Source organism: Paenibacillus sp. MER 180, assembly GCF_023713665.1.
GTDB classification, from domain to species: Bacteria; Bacillota; Bacilli; order Paenibacillales; family Paenibacillaceae; genus Paenibacillus_B; species Paenibacillus_B suaedae.
Window position 1 is genome coordinate 314,114 of the sequence record NZ_JAMAVT010000005.1, and the last position, 20,480, is coordinate 334,593.

27 protein-coding genes are annotated in these 20,480 nt (G+C 46.1%); 4 read left to right on the top strand and 23 right to left on the bottom strand.

Annotated features, from left to right (window positions below; genetic code table 11):
• Window positions 1-16 precede the first annotated feature (16 nt).
• Entirely contained in the window at window positions 17-994 is a 978-nt protein-coding gene (locus tag M3661_RS10725; RefSeq protein WP_251484557.1) for a GNAT family N-acetyltransferase, read from the bottom strand.
• 26 nt (window positions 995-1,020) lie between these two features.
• Window positions 1,021-1,578: a GNAT family N-acetyltransferase gene (locus M3661_RS10730; RefSeq protein ID WP_251484929.1), complete on the bottom strand. Its 558-nt coding sequence runs from the start codon at window positions 1,576-1,578 to the stop codon at window positions 1,021-1,023.
• 300 nt (window positions 1,579-1,878) lie between these two features.
• Between M3661_RS10730 and aac(2')-IIb the strand changes: the two genes are divergently transcribed.
• Window positions 1,879-2,628, top strand: coding sequence for a kasugamycin N-acetyltransferase AAC(2')-IIb (aac(2')-IIb, locus tag M3661_RS10735; RefSeq protein WP_311279556.1), 750 nt, complete (start codon window positions 1,879-1,881; stop codon window positions 2,626-2,628).
• A gap of 80 nt (window positions 2,629-2,708) precedes the next feature.
• Here the strand turns inward: aac(2')-IIb and M3661_RS10740 are convergent, their stop codons facing one another.
• A complete protein-coding gene (locus tag M3661_RS10740; protein ID WP_065290532.1) occupies window positions 2,709-3,647 on the bottom strand; it encodes a DMT family transporter in 939 nt (312 codons plus the stop codon).
• A gap of 136 nt (window positions 3,648-3,783) precedes the next feature.
• Here M3661_RS10740 and M3661_RS10745 point away from each other — a divergent pair, with 136 nt between their 5' ends.
• Entirely contained in the window at window positions 3,784-5,145 is a 1,362-nt protein-coding gene (locus M3661_RS10745; RefSeq protein WP_251484561.1) for an aminotransferase-like domain-containing protein, read from the top strand.
• Between the two features lie 100 nt (window positions 5,146-5,245).
• Here the strand turns inward: M3661_RS10745 and M3661_RS10750 are convergent, their stop codons facing one another.
• From M3661_RS10750 to M3661_RS10820, 16 genes are all read right to left on the bottom strand, one after another.
• Window positions 5,246-5,665 (bottom strand): VOC family protein, encoded by a 420-nt coding sequence (locus tag M3661_RS10750; RefSeq protein WP_083189060.1) that lies wholly within the window; start codon window positions 5,663-5,665, stop codon window positions 5,246-5,248.
• Window positions 5,666-5,912: 247 nt separating this feature from the next.
• The gene (locus M3661_RS10755; protein WP_251484564.1) at window positions 5,913-6,458 is read right to left on the bottom strand and encodes an NUDIX hydrolase; all 546 of its coding nucleotides are present in this window, start codon (window positions 6,456-6,458) and stop codon (window positions 5,913-5,915) included.
• A 202-nt stretch (window positions 6,459-6,660) separates the two neighbouring features.
• The gene (locus M3661_RS10760; RefSeq protein ID WP_251484566.1) at window positions 6,661-7,179 is read right to left on the bottom strand and encodes a DUF6886 family protein; all 519 of its coding nucleotides are present in this window, start codon (window positions 7,177-7,179) and stop codon (window positions 6,661-6,663) included.
• Window positions 7,180-7,226: 47 nt separating this feature from the next.
• A complete protein-coding gene (locus tag M3661_RS10765) occupies window positions 7,227-7,871 on the bottom strand; it encodes an HAD family hydrolase (RefSeq protein WP_311279555.1) in 645 nt (214 codons plus the stop codon).
• A 55-nt stretch (window positions 7,872-7,926) separates the two neighbouring features.
• Window positions 7,927-8,466 (bottom strand): hypothetical protein, encoded by a 540-nt coding sequence (locus M3661_RS10770; RefSeq protein WP_065290537.1) that lies wholly within the window; start codon window positions 8,464-8,466, stop codon window positions 7,927-7,929.
• A 34-nt stretch (window positions 8,467-8,500) separates the two neighbouring features.
• Window positions 8,501-8,956 (bottom strand): NUDIX hydrolase, encoded by a 456-nt coding sequence (locus M3661_RS10775; protein WP_251484572.1) that lies wholly within the window; start codon window positions 8,954-8,956, stop codon window positions 8,501-8,503.
• Window positions 8,957-9,116: 160 nt separating this feature from the next.
• Entirely contained in the window at window positions 9,117-9,671 is a 555-nt protein-coding gene (locus M3661_RS10780; RefSeq protein WP_251484575.1) for a GNAT family N-acetyltransferase, read from the bottom strand.
• Window positions 9,640-9,894, bottom strand: coding sequence for a GNAT family N-acetyltransferase (locus M3661_RS10785; RefSeq protein WP_251484578.1), 255 nt, complete (start codon window positions 9,892-9,894; stop codon window positions 9,640-9,642). Before M3661_RS10785 ends, M3661_RS10780 begins: the two co-directional genes overlap by 32 nt.
• Before the next feature lie 42 nt (window positions 9,895-9,936).
• Window positions 9,937-10,959 carry an alpha/beta fold hydrolase gene (locus M3661_RS10790; protein WP_251484581.1) on the bottom strand — a complete coding sequence of 341 codons (1,023 nt, stop codon included), beginning with the start codon at window positions 10,957-10,959 and terminating at the stop codon, window positions 9,937-9,939.
• A 194-nt stretch (window positions 10,960-11,153) separates the two neighbouring features.
• A complete protein-coding gene (locus tag M3661_RS10795; RefSeq protein ID WP_163976139.1) occupies window positions 11,154-11,357 on the bottom strand; it encodes a DUF4177 domain-containing protein in 204 nt (67 codons plus the stop codon).
• A gap of 57 nt (window positions 11,358-11,414) precedes the next feature.
• On the bottom strand, window positions 11,415-11,993 hold the full coding sequence (locus M3661_RS10800; RefSeq protein ID WP_251484584.1) for a GNAT family N-acetyltransferase: 579 nt from the start codon (window positions 11,991-11,993) through the stop codon (window positions 11,415-11,417).
• A gap of 41 nt (window positions 11,994-12,034) precedes the next feature.
• The gene (locus tag M3661_RS10805; protein WP_251484587.1) at window positions 12,035-12,565 is read right to left on the bottom strand and encodes a DinB family protein; all 531 of its coding nucleotides are present in this window, start codon (window positions 12,563-12,565) and stop codon (window positions 12,035-12,037) included.
• A 35-nt stretch (window positions 12,566-12,600) separates the two neighbouring features.
• The gene (locus M3661_RS30735; RefSeq protein ID WP_397376510.1) at window positions 12,601-12,804 is read right to left on the bottom strand and encodes a DUF6199 family natural product biosynthesis protein; all 204 of its coding nucleotides are present in this window, start codon (window positions 12,802-12,804) and stop codon (window positions 12,601-12,603) included.
• Window positions 12,805-12,848: 44 nt separating this feature from the next.
• Window positions 12,849-13,487: a histidine phosphatase family protein gene (locus M3661_RS10810; RefSeq protein WP_251484590.1), complete on the bottom strand. Its 639-nt coding sequence runs from the start codon at window positions 13,485-13,487 to the stop codon at window positions 12,849-12,851.
• A 182-nt stretch (window positions 13,488-13,669) separates the two neighbouring features.
• Window positions 13,670-14,143 carry an Rrf2 family transcriptional regulator gene (locus tag M3661_RS10815; RefSeq protein ID WP_251484593.1) on the bottom strand — a complete coding sequence of 158 codons (474 nt, stop codon included), beginning with the start codon at window positions 14,141-14,143 and terminating at the stop codon, window positions 13,670-13,672.
• 160 nt (window positions 14,144-14,303) lie between these two features.
• Entirely contained in the window at window positions 14,304-15,422 is a 1,119-nt protein-coding gene (locus M3661_RS10820; RefSeq protein ID WP_251484596.1) for a M24 family metallopeptidase, read from the bottom strand.
• A gap of 150 nt (window positions 15,423-15,572) precedes the next feature.
• On the opposite strand from M3661_RS10820, the gene M3661_RS10825 reads away from it, so the two are divergent.
• Window positions 15,573-16,346, top strand: a complete 774-nt coding sequence (locus tag M3661_RS10825; RefSeq protein WP_251484598.1) for a threonine/serine exporter family protein — start codon at window positions 15,573-15,575, stop codon at window positions 16,344-16,346.
• 48 nt (window positions 16,347-16,394) lie between these two features.
• Window positions 16,395-16,826 carry a threonine/serine exporter family protein gene (locus M3661_RS10830; protein WP_251484600.1) on the top strand — a complete coding sequence of 144 codons (432 nt, stop codon included), beginning with the start codon at window positions 16,395-16,397 and terminating at the stop codon, window positions 16,824-16,826.
• A 23-nt stretch (window positions 16,827-16,849) separates the two neighbouring features.
• Here the strand turns inward: M3661_RS10830 and M3661_RS10835 are convergent, their stop codons facing one another.
• The 4 genes from M3661_RS10835 to M3661_RS10850 all read right to left on the bottom strand — a co-directional run bounded on the left by M3661_RS10835 (window position 16,850) and on the right by M3661_RS10850 (window position 20,431).
• Entirely contained in the window at window positions 16,850-17,653 is an 804-nt protein-coding gene (locus tag M3661_RS10835) for an AAC(3) family N-acetyltransferase (RefSeq protein WP_251484603.1), read from the bottom strand.
• Between the two features lie 29 nt (window positions 17,654-17,682).
• Window positions 17,683-18,504, bottom strand: coding sequence for a GNAT family N-acetyltransferase (locus M3661_RS10840; protein ID WP_251484606.1), 822 nt, complete (start codon window positions 18,502-18,504; stop codon window positions 17,683-17,685).
• Window positions 18,505-18,681: 177 nt separating this feature from the next.
• Window positions 18,682-20,160: an amidase family protein gene (locus tag M3661_RS10845; protein ID WP_251484613.1), complete on the bottom strand. Its 1,479-nt coding sequence runs from the start codon at window positions 20,158-20,160 to the stop codon at window positions 18,682-18,684.
• A gap of 91 nt (window positions 20,161-20,251) precedes the next feature.
• The gene (locus M3661_RS10850; protein WP_065290549.1) at window positions 20,252-20,431 is read right to left on the bottom strand and encodes a hypothetical protein; all 180 of its coding nucleotides are present in this window, start codon (window positions 20,429-20,431) and stop codon (window positions 20,252-20,254) included.
• Between the last annotated feature and the right edge of the window lie 49 nt (window positions 20,432-20,480).

Below are 20,480 nucleotides of genomic sequence, written 5' to 3' on the forward strand. Positions count from 1 at the left end.
TAGGAGTTGCTGACAGTTATGTACGATTGCTATCTAATCGATCAGTTTGTGCTGGAATATACATGCGCTGAACCTCTATTGGCCCAGGCATAAAACCAAGATTGTAGTATACCGATTCCGCTGTATTCCCCTGCATCACATACAGTCTTAGAACAGGATAGTGCCCTTTCAAATTAGATAATGCCGTTTGAAGCATTCTTGTAGCAATCCCCTGCCCCGAATAGGAAGGATGCACGGCAATATTATAAATAGCTGGGTAACTTCCTTGCATGGACACGAGACATGCGCCTACCACTTCATTCGTATGACTATCGACAACGATCGTCGAGGCGTTCCTTACCAAGTCATTCGTGTAAGACACATATTCGCGGATATCCTCTTGATAGAATTGCATATCCGTCTGCTGTCTGCGAATGGCATCTATCGAACCTGCACCGGCAAAACTTCGATATAAGAGCCTCGCAATGTCATTCTCGTTCCGCAGTTGATTGATGCCATCCTGCTGGATCATTTCTGTAGTCTCCACAACAAAGCAATCTTCCCACGTGATTACAAAAGCTTCGGTTGGCCGCTGCATCCAGCGGCATCTGAATGCTGATGGCCAGAAGCCAGCCCTACCTAGCAGCTCAACCTGATCTGGCAGTACCTCGAATATAATAATATCCTTGCTTAGATCAGACCAGTTGATTAGCGCTTCCTTCAATAATAGCACGATGCGCCGTTCATCTCTGAATGGCGGGATGAAGAAGAGTGTAAACATGACATTGGGCGCTATCACTACCCCACCAATGAGAGCTTCGCCTTCATAAATCCAGAAGGGATCACGCCATCCTTCATACTCATATCCTTGATCCTTGAAAAAACCGTTATATTCTGCATTATAATAAACAGAGCTGTATATGCCCCATTCGATCTTATCAGCCTTCAGCAGGTATACCCGTTCCGATAACGCATAGCGCTGCTGCTCAGGCTCCCATGGTGGGATCATTGCCATATGCATCACCTTTCAGCTGTTTTAGGTCAGTTCCCATCATGCTGTATCTGCTCATATTCGTCCTTCAACACGCTCATCACGATAACATCCGTGTACTTTCCGTCCTTGAACATCTTCTGGCGGAGTCTCCCTTCCTCCTTGAAGCCACAGCTGATATAACAACGGTGCGCCCGCTCATTTAATGCATACACCTCCAGCTCCAGCCGGTTCAAATTCAAGGAGTGGAATACAAACTTCTGCATCAGCCGAATCGCTTCTCTGCCATAACCGGCACCAAGCATATCTTTGCGACCGATCACGATGCCAAGTAAGGCGGAGCGATTTTTCCAGTCAATTTGATGCAAATCGATTTGACCGATATAATCCAACGATTGCCGATCAGCGATGACGAAGCCTTTCGATTTAGACGAACTGTCAATCATCATTTCTAGGAAGGCTTCCGTATCTTGTTCCGCATGCGGATACAAAAAAATATCACTCAGTGTATTCGTTATCTCCTCATCATTTGCCCATTTCCGAATCCATTCCAAATCTTCTCTGCGATATTCGCGTAATGTGATGCGGTTTCCATGTAAATATGGCATCATCAGCACCGTCCTCTCTTGAAATTATTAGCTATTTCCTACCATTTTTTTGCTATCATAACAATCAAGACCTAATCCATCAAGGTAATTTTCATTACAAGCTATTCTTTACTTCGTACCACCTGTATACAGACTGCCATATCCACTCTTTGAAAACATCACACTAGGGTGCAACACTTCGATGGCTGCGTACTGCATTAGCATTATGCAAGACTTTTCCTTAGAATCACGATGCAACAGGAAGCAGAGGTACACGTAGAGGAATAATTAGGGTATGATGAAATAAATAACAACTTGGGGGTGCTACTCATTCAAACGGAAAAAGAAAATCCAGAAGCAAGTCTGCTATCTTCTAATAAGCTTATGAACATGCACGCTGAAGCCCTCTTTACGCATGATGACAAGATGCGGCTTCGATCGATTAACGAGCCGTGGCCTGGTGAGCGTCCAGCTCCCCGCTTTTTCTTAGGACGAACCATGGATGGCAAGACGATATGGAGATTACGCCATGATGTTCCAAGCTCGGTAGTCGAACAACTGGAGTCATTAATTAAGGTTGAACCCGCAATTCGTGATATTCATGCAATACCGAAGCACTATGAATCCTATATGAGCCTCCTGCATGCTGAACAATTCACAATGGGGCCTTGTTACTATGTACCTGATACCAGCTTGGCGGATGCGAGTTCGGAGAAGCCAGTAACGATCACGAAAGAAAATATAACAAAATGGGATTACAGCGGTTTCGAGTGGCTGGTCTCAGAAATCGAGTATGCACAGCCTTGCGTCGCAATCGTTCACCATGAGCAGATTGTATCGCTATGCCGGAGTGTTCGTATTTCTTGTCATGCCCATGAGGCTGGGCTAGAAACGCTTCACGACTTTCGTGGTAGAGGGTACGCAGCTCACGTAGTTGCAAGCTGGGCTCAAGCGGTTCGCAGGATCGGAGCCATCCCGTTATACAGCACGTTCTGTGACAACTTCTCTTCACAGCGTGTCGCCGCAAAAGCTAATTTGCCAATATACGGAGTCAACTTCACCATCAGATAGCACCTATCTATAGCAGGTAAAAAAAAGCACCGAGGTTCGGTGCTTTTGGCTTTTCTTACACACTTCACAAATTCCCTATCTCACGCCTGCTTCTTCATGTTGCTTGTACGTTGACGTTGACGAAGCGGGATATTGACGCCCAACACGCCGATTATGATGAGCCCAGCTCCAACGATATGATAGTATTGCAAGCTTTCGTTCAAGATCATGACACCTGCTCCCATCGTCACAACCGTCCCTAATTGCGTAAATACGCTTACCTTCACTGCCTCTAGCTTCGATAATGCATAGTTCGTCAAGTATGCGGTCATCAGAGAAGACAACACGCCCAAGTAGAGAATGGAGACTACGAACATCGGATCGAACAGCGGCTGCATCACTTTCCATGTCGTTCCTTGGGCAATATGCTGGAAAATCGCCATCGCATTAAAGAGCACGAATCCGAAGCAGGTCATAATAAAGGTTACATCCATCACTCCATATTTGCGTGTTCTCTTGCGTGCCGCAACGTTGTATCCCGCTAAGGAGAGAACAGACAGGAAGACGAGCAAGATACCTGATAAACTTGTATTTCCAACGTTAACGCCTTTCATCGCAAAGATATAAATTAGTCCTGAAACCGATAAAAGCAGAGCAATTTTCTGCTGCCATGTGGAATGTTCCTTGAGCCAATACGATGCGAATATCATCGTGAATATCGGTACAGCCGCCTGAATAATCCCAGCCTCCGAAGCAGATACGGTGACGAGCCCGAAGGTTTGAAAGGCAAAAAACAATCCGGGATAAAGAACCGCCAGCGGGACAATCGTCGCAACATCCTTCCATCGCAGGTTCAGCTTTACTCTTCCGAACAGAATCAAGATCATGATAGCCGCAAAGGATGCCGTAAATCGATAGGCAAGCATGTCTAGCGAGTTTACGCTTTGCAGCGCTATTTTTACAAAAACAAAGGAAAATCCAATAATCAGTGTATTTAGGATGGCGGCGATATACGCTTTTTTTACAGCTGAATGATTCATGACCGATTCCTCTCTTCCTTGCTTGCAAGCAATTGGTTACTGAAGGCCCTACAACCATGTTAATTGCTGCAGTGCTATGCTACAATCAAGAAAATTAGCATCTGTACCGGTACAGATTCGAGGTGAATGGAGAACGATGTATAAATTCGAGCAGGTCATTCAGAATTTGGAGCGCAATCTGGAGAAGCACACCTTGAACGACGGGGATAAACTTCCTTCCATTCGCGAGCTTGCCATTCAATATGGAGTCAATAAGAGCACGATCATTCGGGCACTGCATGATTTGGAAGAAAGACATCTCATCTATTCGGTAGCGAAGAGCGGCTATTACGTTGTTCGGACACGAAATCAAGCAGATTACAAGAAGCAGGAGATCATCGATTTTGTCTCCGCCGCGCCTGACCCTGGCGTATTCCCATACTTGGATTTCCAGCACTGCATCAATAAAGCGATCGACACCTACAAAAATGATCTATTCATCTATGGGACCTCTCAAGGGCTGCCATCTCTACTTGCACTCATGCAGCGGCATCTCGCCAATTATCAGGTGTTTACACAGCTGTCCAACATCTTCATTGTATCAGGGGTGCAGCAAGCCCTCTCCATACTTTGTACCATGCCTTTTCCGAACCAGAATAGGATGATTCTTATTGAACAGCCTTGTTATCATCTGCTGGTCGAACATCTGCAAACGCATCAACTTCCTGTAATGGGCATTCGCCGAACGGAGCAAGGCATCGATATGGACGAACTAGAACGAATATTCCGTACGGAGGACATTAAGTTTTTTTATACGATACCAAGATTCCATAATCCGCTTGGATCTTCCTACCGTACCGAAGAAAGGAAGCGAATCGCTGCCCTCGCACGCAAATACGACGTCTATATCGTCGAGGATGATTATTTGGCCGATTTGGAACACAATCCGAAGTCCGATCCACTATATGCGTACGATCAATCTGGGCATGTCATTTACTTGAAGAGCTACTCGAAGATTATTTTTCCAGGGCTCCGCATTGGGGTGGCTGTGATTCCAGATGTACTAATCCAGACGTTCAATCGGTATAAACGAACACAGGATATTGACAGTTCCATGCTATCGCAGGGAGCGCTCGAAATCTACTTAAAGAGCGGCATGTTCGAGCATCATCGCGAGAAAATACGCACCTCGTATGCCAGAAGGTCGCAGCTCATGCAGGCAGTATTGCGTGATATCTCCCTTCAGCAGCATGAACATTTCGCAATCCCAAGCGCTTCATCCCATCTAACGGTGCATACCCATCTGGAACTGCATGACAGACTGCCTGTGCAGCGGCTTATTTCGGATGCACAAAAGAAATCGATTCATCTCGAATCGATCGACAAGCATTACTTAGCTTCGTTCCCGGCAAGCAATTTGTTGAAAATCAATGTGACGAATGTGCCTGAGGATCGCATCGAGCATGGGCTGCGTCAGCTCATAGAGATAGTGAGCACTATTCAGTTCAACAAAGGATAGCCTGAACCAAGAGCCCCTACGAAGCGAAAAGGAGCGGCTCTCCTTAAGGTCAATTACTGACCACTCAAGAGACCGCTCCTCTTTCTCATGCAAATGCAAATTATGTATTCGCCAGATTCAATTGCCACGATACACCGAACTTGTCCTGTACCCAAGCAAATTTGGCGCTCCAAGACGAGGCTTCAAGCGGCATCAGCACCTGTCCTTCCTCAGACAGCTCCCGAAATACTCGATCGATTTCTTCTTCCGAATCGCATGTCACGAATAAGGATATAGCCGGCGTGAACTCATGGCGATGCTGCTTGTCCAAGTTATCAATGCACATGAACACCTGTCCTTTCAACGAGAACACGGCGTGCAGCACCTTATCCTTATCGCCTTCGTCCAGATTAGGCATTGCATCTCCATGTCGTACAAGGCTTATCACCTCAGAAGGTTGAAATACGGAAGTATAGTGCTTGATTGCCTCTTCCGCATTGCCGAAGAACATCAGAAACGGATTGATATTCGATGCGTTCACGCAAGTTCATCTCCTTTAGCATTTATCCCCTTCTACTAATATTCTCGACTGCTGTCATACACATACCAAGCATCATAAACGGCATCTTTTAAAAAAACTCGACTGAATGGAACAAGTTCGTAAGACCGATTCTTAAGATAAAAAATATAGCCAATGACACCCTAAATGCAGTGCCTTTTGGCTTTATAATCTCGTAACGCCCCAGCGTTTAGCAGTTAGGTATTAACGATCACATTTCAATTATTGTTTATGTGGAATGGATCATAACAGCATATTTCTCCAAATACCCCCCTCGCTGTATCTCGTCCCATTCCAATGCTGGATCAATCTGAATTGCGATCATGTCCAGCAGCTCCCCTTTTTCAAATATGCAGTGATAATCGTAGCAGTACATATCGCTTCTCATGCCCTGAAGAACTTGGGGCATATTAGAGGCGACTCCTTGATTATGAACATCCATAATCCAATCTACTCGTTTCCAATCCAAGATGCCCTCGTCTGTCTTAATCGGCGTATTGTATGTATAGCTCTCTTCTAACCTTGCTGCGTACAAATACATACCGCCAAACCTCGTCCCGTCCACCATCCAACTGACGATACCCTTGAATGTCAAATCCGTGGGCGTTATTCCCGTTTCTTCTTTCAATTCACGTTCCATCGATTCACGAGGAGACTCCTCTGCTTTCAGCTTGCCGCCGATGCCATTCCAGCACCCCATCCAGCTCGGTTTCTCCCGATTAAGCAGCAGAACCTCGTTCCCGCGTTGAATATAACAGATATTGTAGATTAGCATATGATGTCTCTCCTGATGTTTCATAATGACTTCAGTTATCGTATCAAATATAAAGCTAATTAGCGACAGTGGCATGCGATAAAGGATAGCAGTACGCCCGTTAGTAAATAACCCTCTTCCTCTGAGACATCCCGTCAAAGAGGTTGATGATCGAGTTCTCCCTACTTGAAATGACTGATGTCTCAGTGCCACATCCTGCACTTTATTCAGCTGCTAATGGCTTGGCATGATGAAATCGAATAATCGAAAAAGCATCAATCGTAGATGCGAGCACTGCGTCGCAAATAGGGTGCAGGTTCGGAGTAAATCGCAATTCTACACCGGCTTGTACGATGTGCTGAATGAGATCGGTCATCGGCTCAATCAGAATGGGCTTCACCGTTTGTTGCGAAATATAGTACCCAGCATTCGCATCTAGTAACTGAAAAGTGGAATCTTCAAACGTATATTTATAGATCGTTGTATTGCTTATCTGCTCGAGCCAGTCATTCTCAACCACTATTATTTTGTTTGCCACTGTGTGACCAAAGAATCTCGCTTCATCTTCCGTACTCATCATGTCCGATTTTGCATAAATGACCCTTGGACAATCTCGGGGCAAATAATAGTGAACCGCATTCTCCTCATTTATTGCCCATACTGCCGGCGGAATATGCGATTGTTTTGCTGGACGCGGTATAAATGTGGAAATGGTTGAATCTTCACTAAAATGGTATAGCATCGCTGATCTCCTTCATATGATCTAGTTGTCCTCGTATGAATATAAATCTACAAATATATTTTGAGATCCAACAGATCTCGAATCATCGCATCCGCCTCTGCAGGTATCTCATAATACTTATCTTCCTTCCAGATTGCAGTCATTCCAATTGCACGGCTTGCCCTCACGTCATTGTCCGGATGATCGCCGACGTAAATCGCTTCTTCTGCTCGAACAGACAGTTTATACAATGCACGATGGAAGATAGCTGGATCTGGCTTGCGTAGCCCTTCCCACTCGGAAATCAAGATACAGTCAAAATAGGCTTCAATGCCAAGACCCTGCACATTCGCATACTGAAATTGACCATATCCATTCGATAGCAACCCAAGCTTCAAGCCTTGCTGCTTGATGAGATCCAGTACCTCCAGCAAATTCGGAAAGCCTATGCAGTGTCGGTGGAAATTCGTGATGTAATCCTCAAGTAATTCCTCCCACGACATGTCCAACCCACATTCCTGAATCATCTGCCGGTAAACTGCATCCTTCCATACATAACCCCGGCAATCCAACTCGACAAATCGATTCACGAAGGCCTGCTTATCGATCTTCTGCAAGCCTCTGAATCTCACATATTGATCCTCAAGAAAAGATAGCAATGAGCTCTCTCGATCCAATAACGTACCATCCAAATCGAAGATAACAGCCTTCACACCGACACCTCCTGACTCGTACATCAGCACATTATTAACAACAACTATCACTCACTTATGAGAATGTGGTATGATCTTTCACTTCAAGCTCAATTATTTCAACATGCTCCTCACCATAACTATCTGACCAACGCAATTTGACATAACTGCCAGCGAAGTCATCCTTCGTCATGCTCCGCTCGAACTCAGTAGGCTCGCTTTGAGTGGAGCCCAAGTGATCCAATTCCGATAATAGTTGCACACTGCCGTTCGTAGCTAGCATTCCACTCGTAAGAACTCCCTCTTCGCGTTCCCCATGCTTCTCGTAATATTCAATATAGAACGATGAGGAATCCTTAATTTCCTTGGTGTCACCCAAGTAAGTCAATGATGCAGATCCTCTTCGTATCGAATTCGATGTTCGCATCACCTGATAATGACGAAGCTTCCAGTGCTCTGACTGCCCTCTTAACTCGAACACATCCAACGCAGGCTGCACAACTGTCTCATTTTCTTTCTCTTTCTCTTTCTCTGTCATAAGGCATCCTATCGTGATCAAGTTTGTAATAAGCAAGATAAGCGCTATCCCCCATGCTACTTTAGAATGACGCATCATGCTCAACCTCCTTGCTTCCGATTGTCATCTTCAATTACCACTTCTGAATATATCCCGCCTTGCGCAAATACTTCTCATTGAATGGATTCAACTCTGGAATCGGTTCATCAAGAGCGAAATACTTCACTTCCAAACCCTCATGATCATTCACGACAGGTGTTCCCGTTACATCCAAAGCTTCATACACAGCAATTACATTATAGACTTCATCACCGTGCGGGTATTGGAAGTACATATCCGATCCAGACAACAGTGTAACAAATTTCATTCCTCCTGCACGAAGTCCCGTTTCCTCATAAAGCTCGCGATGCGCCGCTTCCTCCATCGATTCCCCTAATTCCATTGCGCCGCCTATCGTTCCCCAATCCAGAGTATCCGCCCGCTTTTGAAGCAATAAGTGGCCTGCTTCATTAAATACGAGTACACAGGCACCTACTAAAAGCAATGGCTTCGTACCTACAACTTTCCGCAATTCCGATATATATTCCATTTCTTTCATATCTCCTTTATGAACGCTGTGTTGTTAGGCAGAATGCTGAATATGAATATTAACCCCAAAATTAGGCATAATCATTATCCTAAAAACAGGAACCGATGTACATACAAAAAAAGCCATGCTTCCTTCGTTAAGATAAGCTGGCTGTTCTGGTCTACTTTGCATTTATGTAGTAGATGAGATGATCTGTCCACGCGTCATTTTCATATATAAATCCTTTTCGAATACACTCAAACTTCATTCCAACCCCTTCTGCACATTTGATTGAAGGAGTATTATCAAGGTTAATATGCGCCTCAATGCGATGATAATTAAGTTTTTCAAACGCAAAAGTAATTGCTGCAGCTACAGCCTCTTTTCCATACCCCCTTCTCCAGTATTGATTATGAATCATATAACCTAATCTGGCCCATTGAAAATCATCCCGCAATAGCGTAGAAAAGTCGATGGCCCCTACATGGGCGTTGTCTTCTTTTCGAAAGATGCCGAAAAAATATAGTTTATCTTCGACAGCCAATCTTCGATGATTGTCTATCTCGAGTTGAAACCATTCTTCGGTGTATCTGCTCATCTCAACGGTGCCTTCATCATATTTGTGCTGTGAAGGCAGCCTATTTTCATATCCAGCTAGCCATGCGAAGTAGTCTTTTCCCTCAAGCGGTCTAATCACAAGCCGTTCAGACTGTATACGGTAAGAGCACTTGTTCAACCAAACACCTCATCTTCAACTGAGATTTATTATGATCCCATAATCCAAAGCCATACTCTTGATAGCGCGCGTTCTGCCGATCCAACCATGCTTGTACATCAGCATCCTCAAACTTGCGATCATAGGCATACATGACCTCTTCATCCTGCAGAATCTCGCATAAATCTGGATAATCTGCCTGGTTCATCTGCCGCAATTGCAGCCGTTCTGTTTCTATTATCATCTCTGCCTCCCCTTAATGCTTCATTAGGATACAATAACGAACCTACGCCCTTATTGCGATTTCGATCAGTTCCTGTTCAATACGACGAGCATCATCAAGATGGAACATATGAGCGGATTTATCCATCCAGATCAACCGTTTGCCAGCAGGGGCCTCCAACTTCGCGCAAAACGTTTCTACAAACTGCCCATGCACATGAACATCATGTCTGCCGTGTATAAATGTAACTGGTATATCAAGCCTTGTTAATTTGTGTTCCAGTTGAACTTCGGCAAAATCCTCGACCATGCGCTGCGTATAGGTCGTTCGGAATCCATTGATCGTGTTTATCACATCTCGCAACGTATAATCTGGTGAGCGGAGCAACATGCTTATAGCGGCCTTCATTCCTGGGGATTTCGTATCCTCATCCTCATACACCATGGAGTTGAATCTGCCCATCCATTTGCGAAGCGTACCCCACTGCTCCACACTATCCACATATGGGGGTTCACCACATCGAAGCAGTTCGTCTCGCGCTTTTTTCATACCTCTTGCATCCGCCTGCTGCAGTGTCCACTCCAAACAGAGCTTGTCGTTTTCAGCCCAATTTATTATCTGTGAAATACCGATATACGCATGAATTTTCTCCGGAATTTCGGCTGCCAGCCGCAGCCCAATGATCGATCCCCAAGAATAGCCAACAATCGTGACCTTTTCACAACGATAGGTGTTCCTTACATAATGAATGAGTTCCTGTGCATCGTCTACAAATTGCTGCACATGAAATGATGCCCGAGGCGTACCGCTGGAGTAGGTTTTGCCTGAACCACGCTGATCCCACATAACGAGTGTATAATGTTCCATAAGTTGTTTGGTCGTAGTAGCGATAACGTAATCCCTTCCACGACAAGATACACCTGGCAACGGCAGACCAGGACCGCCATGGAGCATAAGCAGGATAGGAAGACCTTCTCTTATCGATTGAACCAATATGTATTGTTCGATTCCACCGATCTGAACCTTCTCAATCTTATTGATGCCAGTATGAGGAATGTTGAACTCTCGTTTAGCTAACCATTTCATAGAGCTCCCCCTTGCAATCAGTGCGTTCCACGCCAACGGTACCAATAGCGATATGCCTCTTTGTACTGAAGCTTCTGATAGAGATGCAAGGCAGGCGCATTGTTCTGTACGATGAGAATATAGTTGCGAGATGCCCCTAAGCCCAGTCGCGGTTTTATGAGAATCCAGGACTGGGCCAACTTTCAATATGTACCTTACAAATAGACTTTTCGCTTGAATACAGCAATGATATCTCTGGATTGACCATTGGTGGTGCTCGTGTCGAAGCAGGACACTAACTCCCATCCTTCGTAGCCGGCTTCATTCAGCATTTGCTCGAAGCCATCTTCATCGACCTTGCCGCCCAGAAATCCTCCTGTCTTATATTTGATCGTACGATATTCCCACTTCGTATCCAACTTATCATCTCCCAAGATAGCCAAAATAACTGTTCTCGTAAATTATATCACGATACTTCAGACAGATGATGACGCTCCTGCTGAAACGCCATGTCTCTCCCGAAATTCTCGCGCTAGTATACTCATCAAAATAGAGTCGTGGTATTCATGATTGTAGTAAAGTGCTTCTCTCTGAATCCCCTCTTGTACAAACCCAATCTTCTCGTAGGCTCGGACTGCCCTTGCATTGTATGAAAATACAACTAATTCAATTCGATTGAGGTTCAGCATACCGAAGCCGTAATCCAACATAAGAATCATTGCTTCCGAACCGTACCCTTGCCCGCAGTCCTCTTCAGCGAATATCGCGATACGAATATGACCGCTCCGATTCGATGGATCCATATCCATAATCGCAATTTCTCCAATCGGCCGATCATCCTCCTGCAGCGCGATAACGAACTGTGCCCGTTCACGGTCAGATGCAATTGTATCCAAATAGTTTCGCAGTACTTCTCTGGAGAACAACTTTTTCGTACCCGTCAATCGGTTAGACTCCTGTTGGAGTAATGCCTCATAGTACCAATCTATGTCGTCACCAGTAAATGGACGTAAGCATATTCTTTTTCCTGCTATCCCTTTGCGTGAATTGCTCATTTTACGTCACCCTCTTCAGTATATTTGGAAAAGAAAAATAGTTATGTAGCCGTGTTCTTTGCTTTTCGAACTTCCAGTTCGGTTTCGATCCTTTGCCGCAGCGCCTTTTCATTCAGCCCTTGCTGCACAAATTGAAACCGCGTGCCTATTCTCCGTTGTACACGGTCTATGACTTGCCCAGAATGATAGGCTGTATGTTCAACGAGATGATAGAGGTCATACATAGAATGATTCTTGGAATGAGATTGATCGATCGCTGCACCTAAAGCCTCAAAGGATTCGGTCACCCGGGCAATCAACTCCAGCTTGCTCATAGGCTCATTCGGAAAATGCGTTTCGATGCCCTGATCGAAGCGGGTATCAGGGTTCGAGAGCCGCTTCGTATTGCGGTCGACGTGCGCGATGATATGCAGCACAATGCTGCCAATACAATTTTCACCCTCTGACTCCTGATCCCACAGCATTTCAGGTGAAATGCATTGAAGACATGACAACAGCTTTACTTGATAGTGGGAAACCAGTCGATGTTTGGATATCAACAGAAACTCATCCGACCGTATATCATCCACCATATCTCCGCCCTCATTTCCAGCTTCAATAGCGCCACTCAGACAATCATCCTGTAGATAAATAATACTAGGCCTACGGCCATGATGATAAACCCGCTTATCTTGGTAAGCATGATGTAGTCATCACTGGGCCCAGTTTCTCCATCTACGGTCCACCCATGCTTCATCTCCCATCCGAACTTAGGAAAGAAGAAGCTGACAGCTCCTGCAATAATAATAACAACAGCGAGGAAAACAGTCATAAGCAGCACGTCCTCCGCTTCACTTATTTGCCTTCATTTCGACCTTACTCTTGGAAAGAAGCCTGATAGTGACTTGTATCTCCATGCTGAACAATTACAGCTTGTGGTTCACCAGCAGTAATCTCTACCTGACTGAGACTAGTTGGCTGAATGTGTGGCGGCTCCCAGAGTTGATCTGGAAGTCTGTGCTCAAAGTAAGCCATCAGCGTCTTCACGACAACCGTATGTGTCACGATCAGAATCGACTTGCCTTTGTTGTTCGCAATCATGGACTGTACATACGGCAGCACTCGATGACGAAGCTCTTCGAATGTCTCTCCGTTCACGCCCTTATATTCGGTCGGCTCATACCAAAATGCCTCGAACTGATCTGGATAGGCTCGCTGCAATTCATCTGCAAGCTGTCCTTCCCAGTCTCCCATATGAATTTCCTTCAACGCATCCGTACTAATAATCGGGATATCACGCTCCCCGCGAATGAGCCGTGCCGTCATATCCGTTCTGCCGCTGCTGCTGGCATAGATGCAATCAATCGCTGTATCCTTCATCGCTTCACCCAACCATTGTGCCTGCCTAACCCCAAGCGCCGTCAACGGGGAGTCCATATGCCCCTGCATGCGCCGCTCCACATTCCATTCGGTTTGGCCGTGGCGGACAATATATAATGTCGTCTTCTTGCTCATCGCTATCACTCCTATTCGCGAGCCGTTACTCGTTCGAAATCATTTCTGCAAATACAACACAACCCGATCTGAGATACGGATGATCCTGGATCGGGCTTATCACGAGTAAATGCTGTTCCATTATTATACATACGAATTTCGATATTAGAAGTTACAAAATCGAGTATTATCCGATAACCACGCTATGCCCTACGATATGCATTCCAATCGAATTGCTGCAAGTCTTCTACTTGGAACGTTTCTCTAAGCAGTACGCCCAGCGAATAATGGCCTAATTCCTCTCGATAACGCTGTTCCGCATTGGTGAAGGCTTGGGTCATTATTGTCTCACCGATCGCAACAGCACGCTGATCCGAAAAGATCTGATGAACCAAATCCGTCGTTTTCAAAAATGGCTTGGTGCCCTCTATCGCCTCAAACACATCGAGCAGCCGAATGTCATCCGCATCCTTCGCGAGTTGAAAGCCACCGTTCTTTCCCGAGGTCGATGTAATCAGTTTTTGCACGACCAGCATTCTCATAATCTTTTTCAAAAAAGACGGCGACACATCCAGTCGATCGCTGATCGTATCGCTCGTGACTGCATCTCCATGATGCTGAGTAGCCAGCATCACCAAAATGCAAATCGCCTGCTCTACCCCACTTTTTATTTGCATCCTTATCTCCTTCTACTTGCTGTTTCCGAAATATAATTGCACCAGCCATGTGCGTCTCTACTTCCATTATAGATATTTTCCAATCCGACACAAATAAAAAAGAGCATGGATACCTGCTGAGTACCCATGCTTCGCATTCCTCTATCCGAAATTATCAATGTTAGAATATAAGTTCATCCAATTCGATCGGAGCCCGCGTCAGCAATTCATAACCATCCTTCGTTATGAGAACCGTATCGGAATGCCGGAAGCCCCCAACGCCTTCCACATAGATCCCTGGTTCAATCGAAATCACCATATTTTCTGTAAGCACCTCATCGCTGCCTTCCGCCACAAATGGCGCTTCATGATTGCTTAACCCAATCCCATGCCCCGTTCGATGCAGCAAATTGCCGATAAGTCCATATTGCGCCAAGTAATTCCGCGCCGCCAAATCAACTTCCTTCGCGTTAACGCCCGGCTTCAATACGCTCAGCGCCGCTTTGCGGGCATTCATCATATATTGGAACAATTCGGTTTCTTCTTTCGTCGGATTCCCTAAGAAGAAGGTGCGCTCGCATTCCGAGGCATACCCATTAATTCGGTAATAGGTCATCGCCACATTCGGGCCATCCCCAACCTTTTTGTATATATCCGGCACCCCATGCGGCATGGCACTCTCAGGAGCTGGCCAGACGACGGCTAACAGGTTCGTGTTCAAGGGATCCAACTGCTTGGTCTTAATCAGCTCTACCTGCGGAATTTGAGTCAGGGCGGACATTTCGAGTACCATCGTTTCTCTCGACGCCTTCTTGAAAATGTCGAGCATCGTACGATCCGCTATATTTGCACAAAAGCGAATGCGCTCCATTTCGTAATCGCTCTTGATCTGCCGGTCGGCTGCGACGAAGTGACATAGCTCTACATGACTCCCTTGAATGCGGACATAATGCTCAGCCAGAATGTTCGCCTCTACACCGATGTGCTGGAATTTATGTAATACACTGCTTAGCCGTTCAAACCAATTCTCACCGGCAGGTGATGGATAATCCCAATAAGACACAGTATCTGTGTCCAATATCCCTTTTTGGACATGTGCCTCTTCTAATTTAGGCACGACCAAGGTTGGCTTGCTATCAAGTGAAATGACGATAAAAAATGGACGTTCTTCGGGACTATACGTAATATTCGTGTAGTACCAAATATCCTCCTGTGACGATACGACATATGCATCATAGCCCTTCGCTTCCATCTTTGCTTTCAATTTGGCAATACGCGTTTCCAACTCCTGCTTCAACATCCTGATACCACCCTTCCGCATGATGTAATAAAAATTTCGATTTATTCATCTACTTTTTTTATCTATTATGGATTATAATTGTCCACAAATAGTTTTGCAACTGCTCTTTTCATTCAGTAGCAGTCTATAAAGAAAGGTGGCTCCCCATTCATGAATATCGGCACGTTGGCGCGTGATAAGGATTACCTCTTGGAGACAGTGCTCTTTGCAGGAAAGTTGCTTCTGGAGAACGGAGCGGAAACAAGTCGGGTTGAGGATACGATGGAGCGGATGATTCGCCACGCCATCGGAGATTCCCGTCCAACTAGCGATTACACCTACGTAACCGTCAATGGCATTTTCGTGAAGCTGAATTCGGGCGGTTCTCAATTTCAGAGAATCGATAAGCGGCAGTATGACTTGAATAAAATATGCGGCATCAATCAGATATCTCGGGACTTTGCTGCTGGCCGCATTAGTCTTCAAGACATGCGGCATCGTCTATTCGCAATTGAAAGGGATGTGTGCAAGCTGAAGCTGTGGCACAAGTTCATATGCACAGCCTGCTTGAGTGGGAGCATCATGCTCCTATTTGGAGGATCATTCGTGGATGTGCCAGCAGCCATATTCGCAGGCCTCGTTTCCTATTTCATACATACCTGGCTGACACGAGCATTGCATGCGCCCTTCCTGCCTGAATATGGGGCGGCCTTGCTTGGCGGTATGGCAGGCTATATAGCTTTTACTTATAGAGGGGTGCATCTTGATCTCATCATGATGGGGGCGGTTGCTCCGCTCGTACCGGGCATCGCTATCACGAACGCGATTCGCGATATGATGGCCAGACATTATATTTCCGGCATGATCGTGGCAATCGAAGCGTTGTTTACCGCTAGCGCGCTCGGCGCCGGCATTGCAAGTGCATCTTATCTATTTCTTCGGTAAATCAGACAAAGAAAGAAGGGGCTTGACGATGAGAGATATCGCCATTATATGATATGTAGCTTCTTTGCTGCTGTATCGTTCGGGCTTCTATGCAATGTGCCGAAGCGTTCGGTTATTGCGGGAGGACTGATAGGCACGATCGGCTGGATCACTTATATCCAGCTCATTTCCCGAGGATTCGTTGTTTTTCTATCTAGCTTCACGTCTGCGTTTTTACTGGCTTTCGCTGCGCGGGCTGCAGCCAGCAAGTTCCGCTTGCCAGTTACGGTATATATCGTACCTGGAATAGTGCCGATCGTGCCCGGCATTACATTCTATGAGGCGCTTCGCAGACTAATTGCCGGCAGCGACTCCTTCTCAGGCTCCGGAATTGTGCAAGTTGCATTCGGAGCAGCGGGTATTGCTTGCGGTATCGCAATTGCAGATGTTCTATATCGTTCTATAGCTAGATTCATCTTGCGTCATTACCAACATCGATAGGTACAAAGAGGTGCTGTGTGCGTTCAGCGTCGATTTCTCTCCATCCACTGAACAGCATAATCAACAAGCTCTCGGACAGGCATAAGCAATGCATCTGCATTTGCTATTTTCCCGCTGCGCACATAACCAGTATCACGGGCAAAGTCAGCCCCCAGCTTCTCAAAGTCATCGGTATCGAAGTCTATATCTTGATAGGCTACCCATGATTTCACACCGTCTACGATCATCGGAGATTTCAACACCATCATCTGCTTGCTCACATATTCAGCACGATACTCAGCCAAATGGATAGACGTATTATTGCCATGCCCAACGCCCAGCAGCAAGACCCAACCGTTTAGCTCGTACAGTTTCGCTATCGGAGACTGTTCACCCAGACTGTAGTCGAGACTGTGATTCGCAATGATCCGATCCTTGTTCGCTCCCCACGTAGCAAAGGAAACCTGAGGATGATAGCTTCGCACAACCCCGCTCTGCTTACGGAAAAGCTCTGGAATGACCCCCATTTCCATGCACGGTGTAAATGCAATATCAAATGCTGGCATTTGCTCCCGAATCGGTTCCCACCACGATTCCGGAACAGGAGGGCATTGCCATGTCGATGGATCTGATAAATCCACGGTATGCGTTGGCATGACCAGAGTTCCCTGCTCACTTAGCTGCTCTTCGAGCGCCAGTATGACAGCTGATGCGCCGCCCGCGACCCAGCTGCCTAATGATTTCATAGAGGAGTGCAGAATAAGGTTCATCCCCGGCAGCACGCCCAAAGCCTCAAAATCTTTCGTTAATGTGTCAATCGTAAATAGTTCCCCGCTCATGACTTCCATCTCGAATTCCACCTTATTTGAGTTACTTTCTATTTGCTCGTCCATGTTGTTCGTACGTAACCCATCTTCATTCCTTCCCGCTCCATATTACGATGGCTTGGTGATAGAAATGCGCACTGGCTAACGGCCAACCGGCAGCCAAGCTTTGCTGCTTCTGCGATTCTATGTTTCAACAGCCGGCTCTGCAATCCGAGCCTGCGATATTCCGGTAAGGTCGCCGCAAATGTCAAGGAGGCAATACTGTTGTGCATATGCATGACCCCTGCAGCGGCAGGCTGCTGATCAACATAAGCGACATAGAACTTCCAGCCCGGACGATGATATAAAATTCGATTATTCATCGCGACATGCGGGATTCCGCTGTCCGGTAATCCAGTTCCCTTGCAATGAATCGTGGCATACATTTCGAAATCGTCTTCTTGCAGCTCAGCTACGCGAATGCGCTGATCATCCACCCACTTTTCTTCAAACGCCTTCGGCTCTATCCCGTAATACATGGATGTATGATGACCAGAGGGATACATGCCGCGCTCCGACAACCGCTTCAGAAATGGAGCGTCCACCATCCCGGGCACAATTTCGAATTGCGGCTTCCCTCCACGATCCGTGAAGAACTTCATCATATCTTCGATTCGGTCTATATCCGCTCCTCTGCATCCTTTTATCGTGTTGAAAGTCGGCCAAGGCATTCCAGCACTAAAGTAGCACGCAGCTTCCCCAATTCGCTCCAGTTTTACAGCCTCGGGATTGCCCGGTTTCTGCTGAATCGCAAGCATGCGATCCCACATATAATTGATTTCGGATTGTTCAATTTCATTGATTAGCTCTTCGGATGCGATGCCGCTTTCCATTTCCAATCCACCTCTAACTCTAGTAGGTATCGTAATACTATTCACACAGTTTCGAGACTGCAGAGCAGGATCAATATTCCAGCTATTTTGCTCATAATAGATGCAATAGATACAATGTGTATCACTCACGATGAATAAATATACAGCACCCTGTCCTCTAACTAAGGGATATCCCCATTATTTTTCTAACTGAGGAGCAACCCGATGCTTCGTCGCCTGTTCATAACCATAGGCCAGTCTAAGCAAAGTCGGTTCCGCATAAGCCCTTCCGACAAAGGTAACTCCTTGCGGCCCTTTCGTCGTATAGCCCCCAGGTGCTATAATCCCAGACTCGGCATATCCCGCCGGGATGGTGATGGATGGATACCCGGCTCGAGCAGCCAGATCAGCGCCATGCTCATTGCCTAGGAAGAACAGTGCATCCAGTTGATGCTCACTCAAGACTTCGTCGATGCCTTTGCGAGCCATCTCCTGATTGCGATTGAGGCTAGCATGGTATTCTGGCTCCGTTAGCGTACCACTTGTCTCTTCCGCCAATAGGAGCACATTTTGACCGTATTTCAAGGCAATGTCTGCGTGCGCTTCATTGTACGCAATAACCTCTGCAAGAGAATGGACAGGCATCGTAATGTCCAATCGAGCTAGATAGTCATTCAGCGCTTTCTTGAATTCATATCGAAGTACATTGGAATCCCAGTTTACATGCTCACAAGACAGCTCCACCGGATCAATGATGGTTGCACCCTTGCTTCTCAGCACCTCGATGGCAGACTCCATAATCGCTAGCCTCGCTTCATCCAAGTCCTGATAATAAAATCTTGGAATCCCTATTCGCGCCTGCCCGATGAAGCTCTCATCTAAAAATGGTGTATAGTCGCGATATGATCGAGACTTACTCGTCTGCGTACATGCATCTGTCTCGTCGACCCCCGTTATCGCACCCAGCACTATGGCTGCATCTCTTACGGTTCGCCCCATCGGTCCAGCCGTATCCTGACTCACTGTAATCGGGATAATTCCGCTTCGGCTGACGAGACCTAATGTCGGCTTTATGCCAACAATACTATTTTGACTGGATGGAGAAATAATCGAACCTGACGTCTCCGTTCCAATTGCAGCAGCTGTTAAATTTGCCGCTACCGCAACAGCCGAACCCGAACTCGACCCGCCAACAAATAATTCGCCTGGCCCGTATGGATTAAGCGTTAGCCCACCTCGAGAACTATAGCCCGCCCACATTGTGCTTGACATAAAATTTGCCCATTCGGTCATATTTGCCTTCCCTAGAATGATCGCGCCCGCCTCACGCAGACGTGCTGCTACGTAAGAATCTTCTGGTGCGATCCATTCCGCCAGTGCGATCGAACCTGCACTTGTGTGCAGCTTGTCCTGTGTATCGATATTATCCTTCAATACAATGGGGATGCCATGAAGCATCCCACGACATCCCCGTTCTTGCCGTTCTTTATCCAGTTCACATGCAATTGCAATCGCATCCGGATTTACTTCTAAAATGGAACGAAGCTCCGAATCAACCTTACGGATACGTTCCAAATAGACGTTAACCAGCTCTTCCGCGGTCAGTTCTCCCCCATTCATTGCCGCCTGCATACTTGATATATCTGCTTCGATAATCCATGTAGATAATGATTCCATGTTCGATTCAACAACCTTCTCTGTCGTGTAATTTTCTATATCTATCATTCTTGTTCTAACGATCTACTGTGTGAATAAATGATTCATTCATCTATGCAGAGCCTGCACCAATAAACTGAATGACTCCGATTCCGAATGTAACAAGGAAAATAACGATAACTGCAATGATTACATACTTGAACCCTCGAATAAACCTCTGATTTCTCTCAAGCTGCTTCTCTACCTCCGTTAGGCGCTGTTCAAGGTCTTGCAGATTTACTTCCTTTGACATGTCTTCGTTCCTCCTACTGAAGATAATCTATTGGAATAAACCGGATTGG

Bases quoted from the DNA above. Each gene is read 5' to 3' on its own strand.
- M3661_RS10745 (WP_251484561.1), top strand. From the start codon at position 3,784: ATGTATAAATTCGAGCAGGTCATTCAGAATTTGGAGCGCAATCTGGAG.
- M3661_RS10835 (WP_251484603.1), bottom strand. From the start codon at position 17,653: ATGGAAGTCATGAGCGGGGAACTATTTACGATTGACACATTAACGAAA.
- M3661_RS10730 (WP_251484929.1), bottom strand. From the start codon at position 1,578: ATGCCATATTTACATGGAAACCGCATCACATTACGCGAATATCGCAGA.
- M3661_RS10845 (WP_251484613.1), bottom strand. From the start codon at position 20,160: ATGGAATCATTATCTACATGGATTATCGAAGCAGATATATCAAGTATG.
- M3661_RS10840 (WP_251484606.1), bottom strand. From the start codon at position 18,504: ATGGAAAGCGGCATCGCATCCGAAGAGCTAATCAATGAAATTGAACAA.
- M3661_RS10810 (WP_251484590.1), bottom strand. From the start codon at position 13,487: ATGAGCAAGAAGACGACATTATATATTGTCCGCCACGGCCAAACCGAA.
- M3661_RS10820 (WP_251484596.1), bottom strand. From the start codon at position 15,422: ATGTTGAAGCAGGAGTTGGAAACGCGTATTGCCAAATTGAAAGCAAAG.
- M3661_RS10775 (WP_251484572.1), bottom strand. From the start codon at position 8,956: ATGGAATATATATCGGAATTGCGGAAAGTTGTAGGTACGAAGCCATTG.
- M3661_RS10785 (WP_251484578.1), bottom strand. From the start codon at position 9,894: ATGATAATAGAAACAGAACGGCTGCAATTGCGGCAGATGAACCAGGCA.
- M3661_RS10830 (WP_251484600.1), top strand. From the start codon at position 16,395: ATGATATGTAGCTTCTTTGCTGCTGTATCGTTCGGGCTTCTATGCAAT.
- M3661_RS10800 (WP_251484584.1), bottom strand. From the start codon at position 11,993: ATGAGCAATTCACGCAAAGGGATAGCAGGAAAAAGAATATGCTTACGT.
- M3661_RS10725 (WP_251484557.1), bottom strand. From the start codon at position 994: ATGGCAATGATCCCACCATGGGAGCCTGAGCAGCAGCGCTATGCGTTA.
- M3661_RS10740 (WP_065290532.1), bottom strand. From the start codon at position 3,647: ATGAATCATTCAGCTGTAAAAAAAGCGTATATCGCCGCCATCCTAAAT.
- M3661_RS10770 (WP_065290537.1), bottom strand. From the start codon at position 8,466: ATGATGCGTCATTCTAAAGTAGCATGGGGGATAGCGCTTATCTTGCTT.
- M3661_RS10755 (WP_251484564.1), bottom strand. From the start codon at position 6,458: ATGCTAATCTACAATATCTGTTATATTCAACGCGGGAACGAGGTTCTG.
- M3661_RS10790 (WP_251484581.1), bottom strand. From the start codon at position 10,959: ATGAAATGGTTAGCTAAACGAGAGTTCAACATTCCTCATACTGGCATC.
- M3661_RS10825 (WP_251484598.1), top strand. From the start codon at position 15,573: ATGAATATCGGCACGTTGGCGCGTGATAAGGATTACCTCTTGGAGACA.
- M3661_RS10760 (WP_251484566.1), bottom strand. From the start codon at position 7,179: ATGCTATACCATTTTAGTGAAGATTCAACCATTTCCACATTTATACCG.
- M3661_RS10805 (WP_251484587.1), bottom strand. From the start codon at position 12,565: ATGGTGGATGATATACGGTCGGATGAGTTTCTGTTGATATCCAAACAT.
- M3661_RS10815 (WP_251484593.1), bottom strand. From the start codon at position 14,143: ATGCAAATAAAAAGTGGGGTAGAGCAGGCGATTTGCATTTTGGTGATG.
- M3661_RS30735 (WP_397376510.1), bottom strand. From the start codon at position 12,804: ATGACTGTTTTCCTCGCTGTTGTTATTATTATTGCAGGAGCTGTCAGC.
- M3661_RS10850 (WP_065290549.1), bottom strand. From the start codon at position 20,431: ATGTCAAAGGAAGTAAATCTGCAAGACCTTGAACAGCGCCTAACGGAG.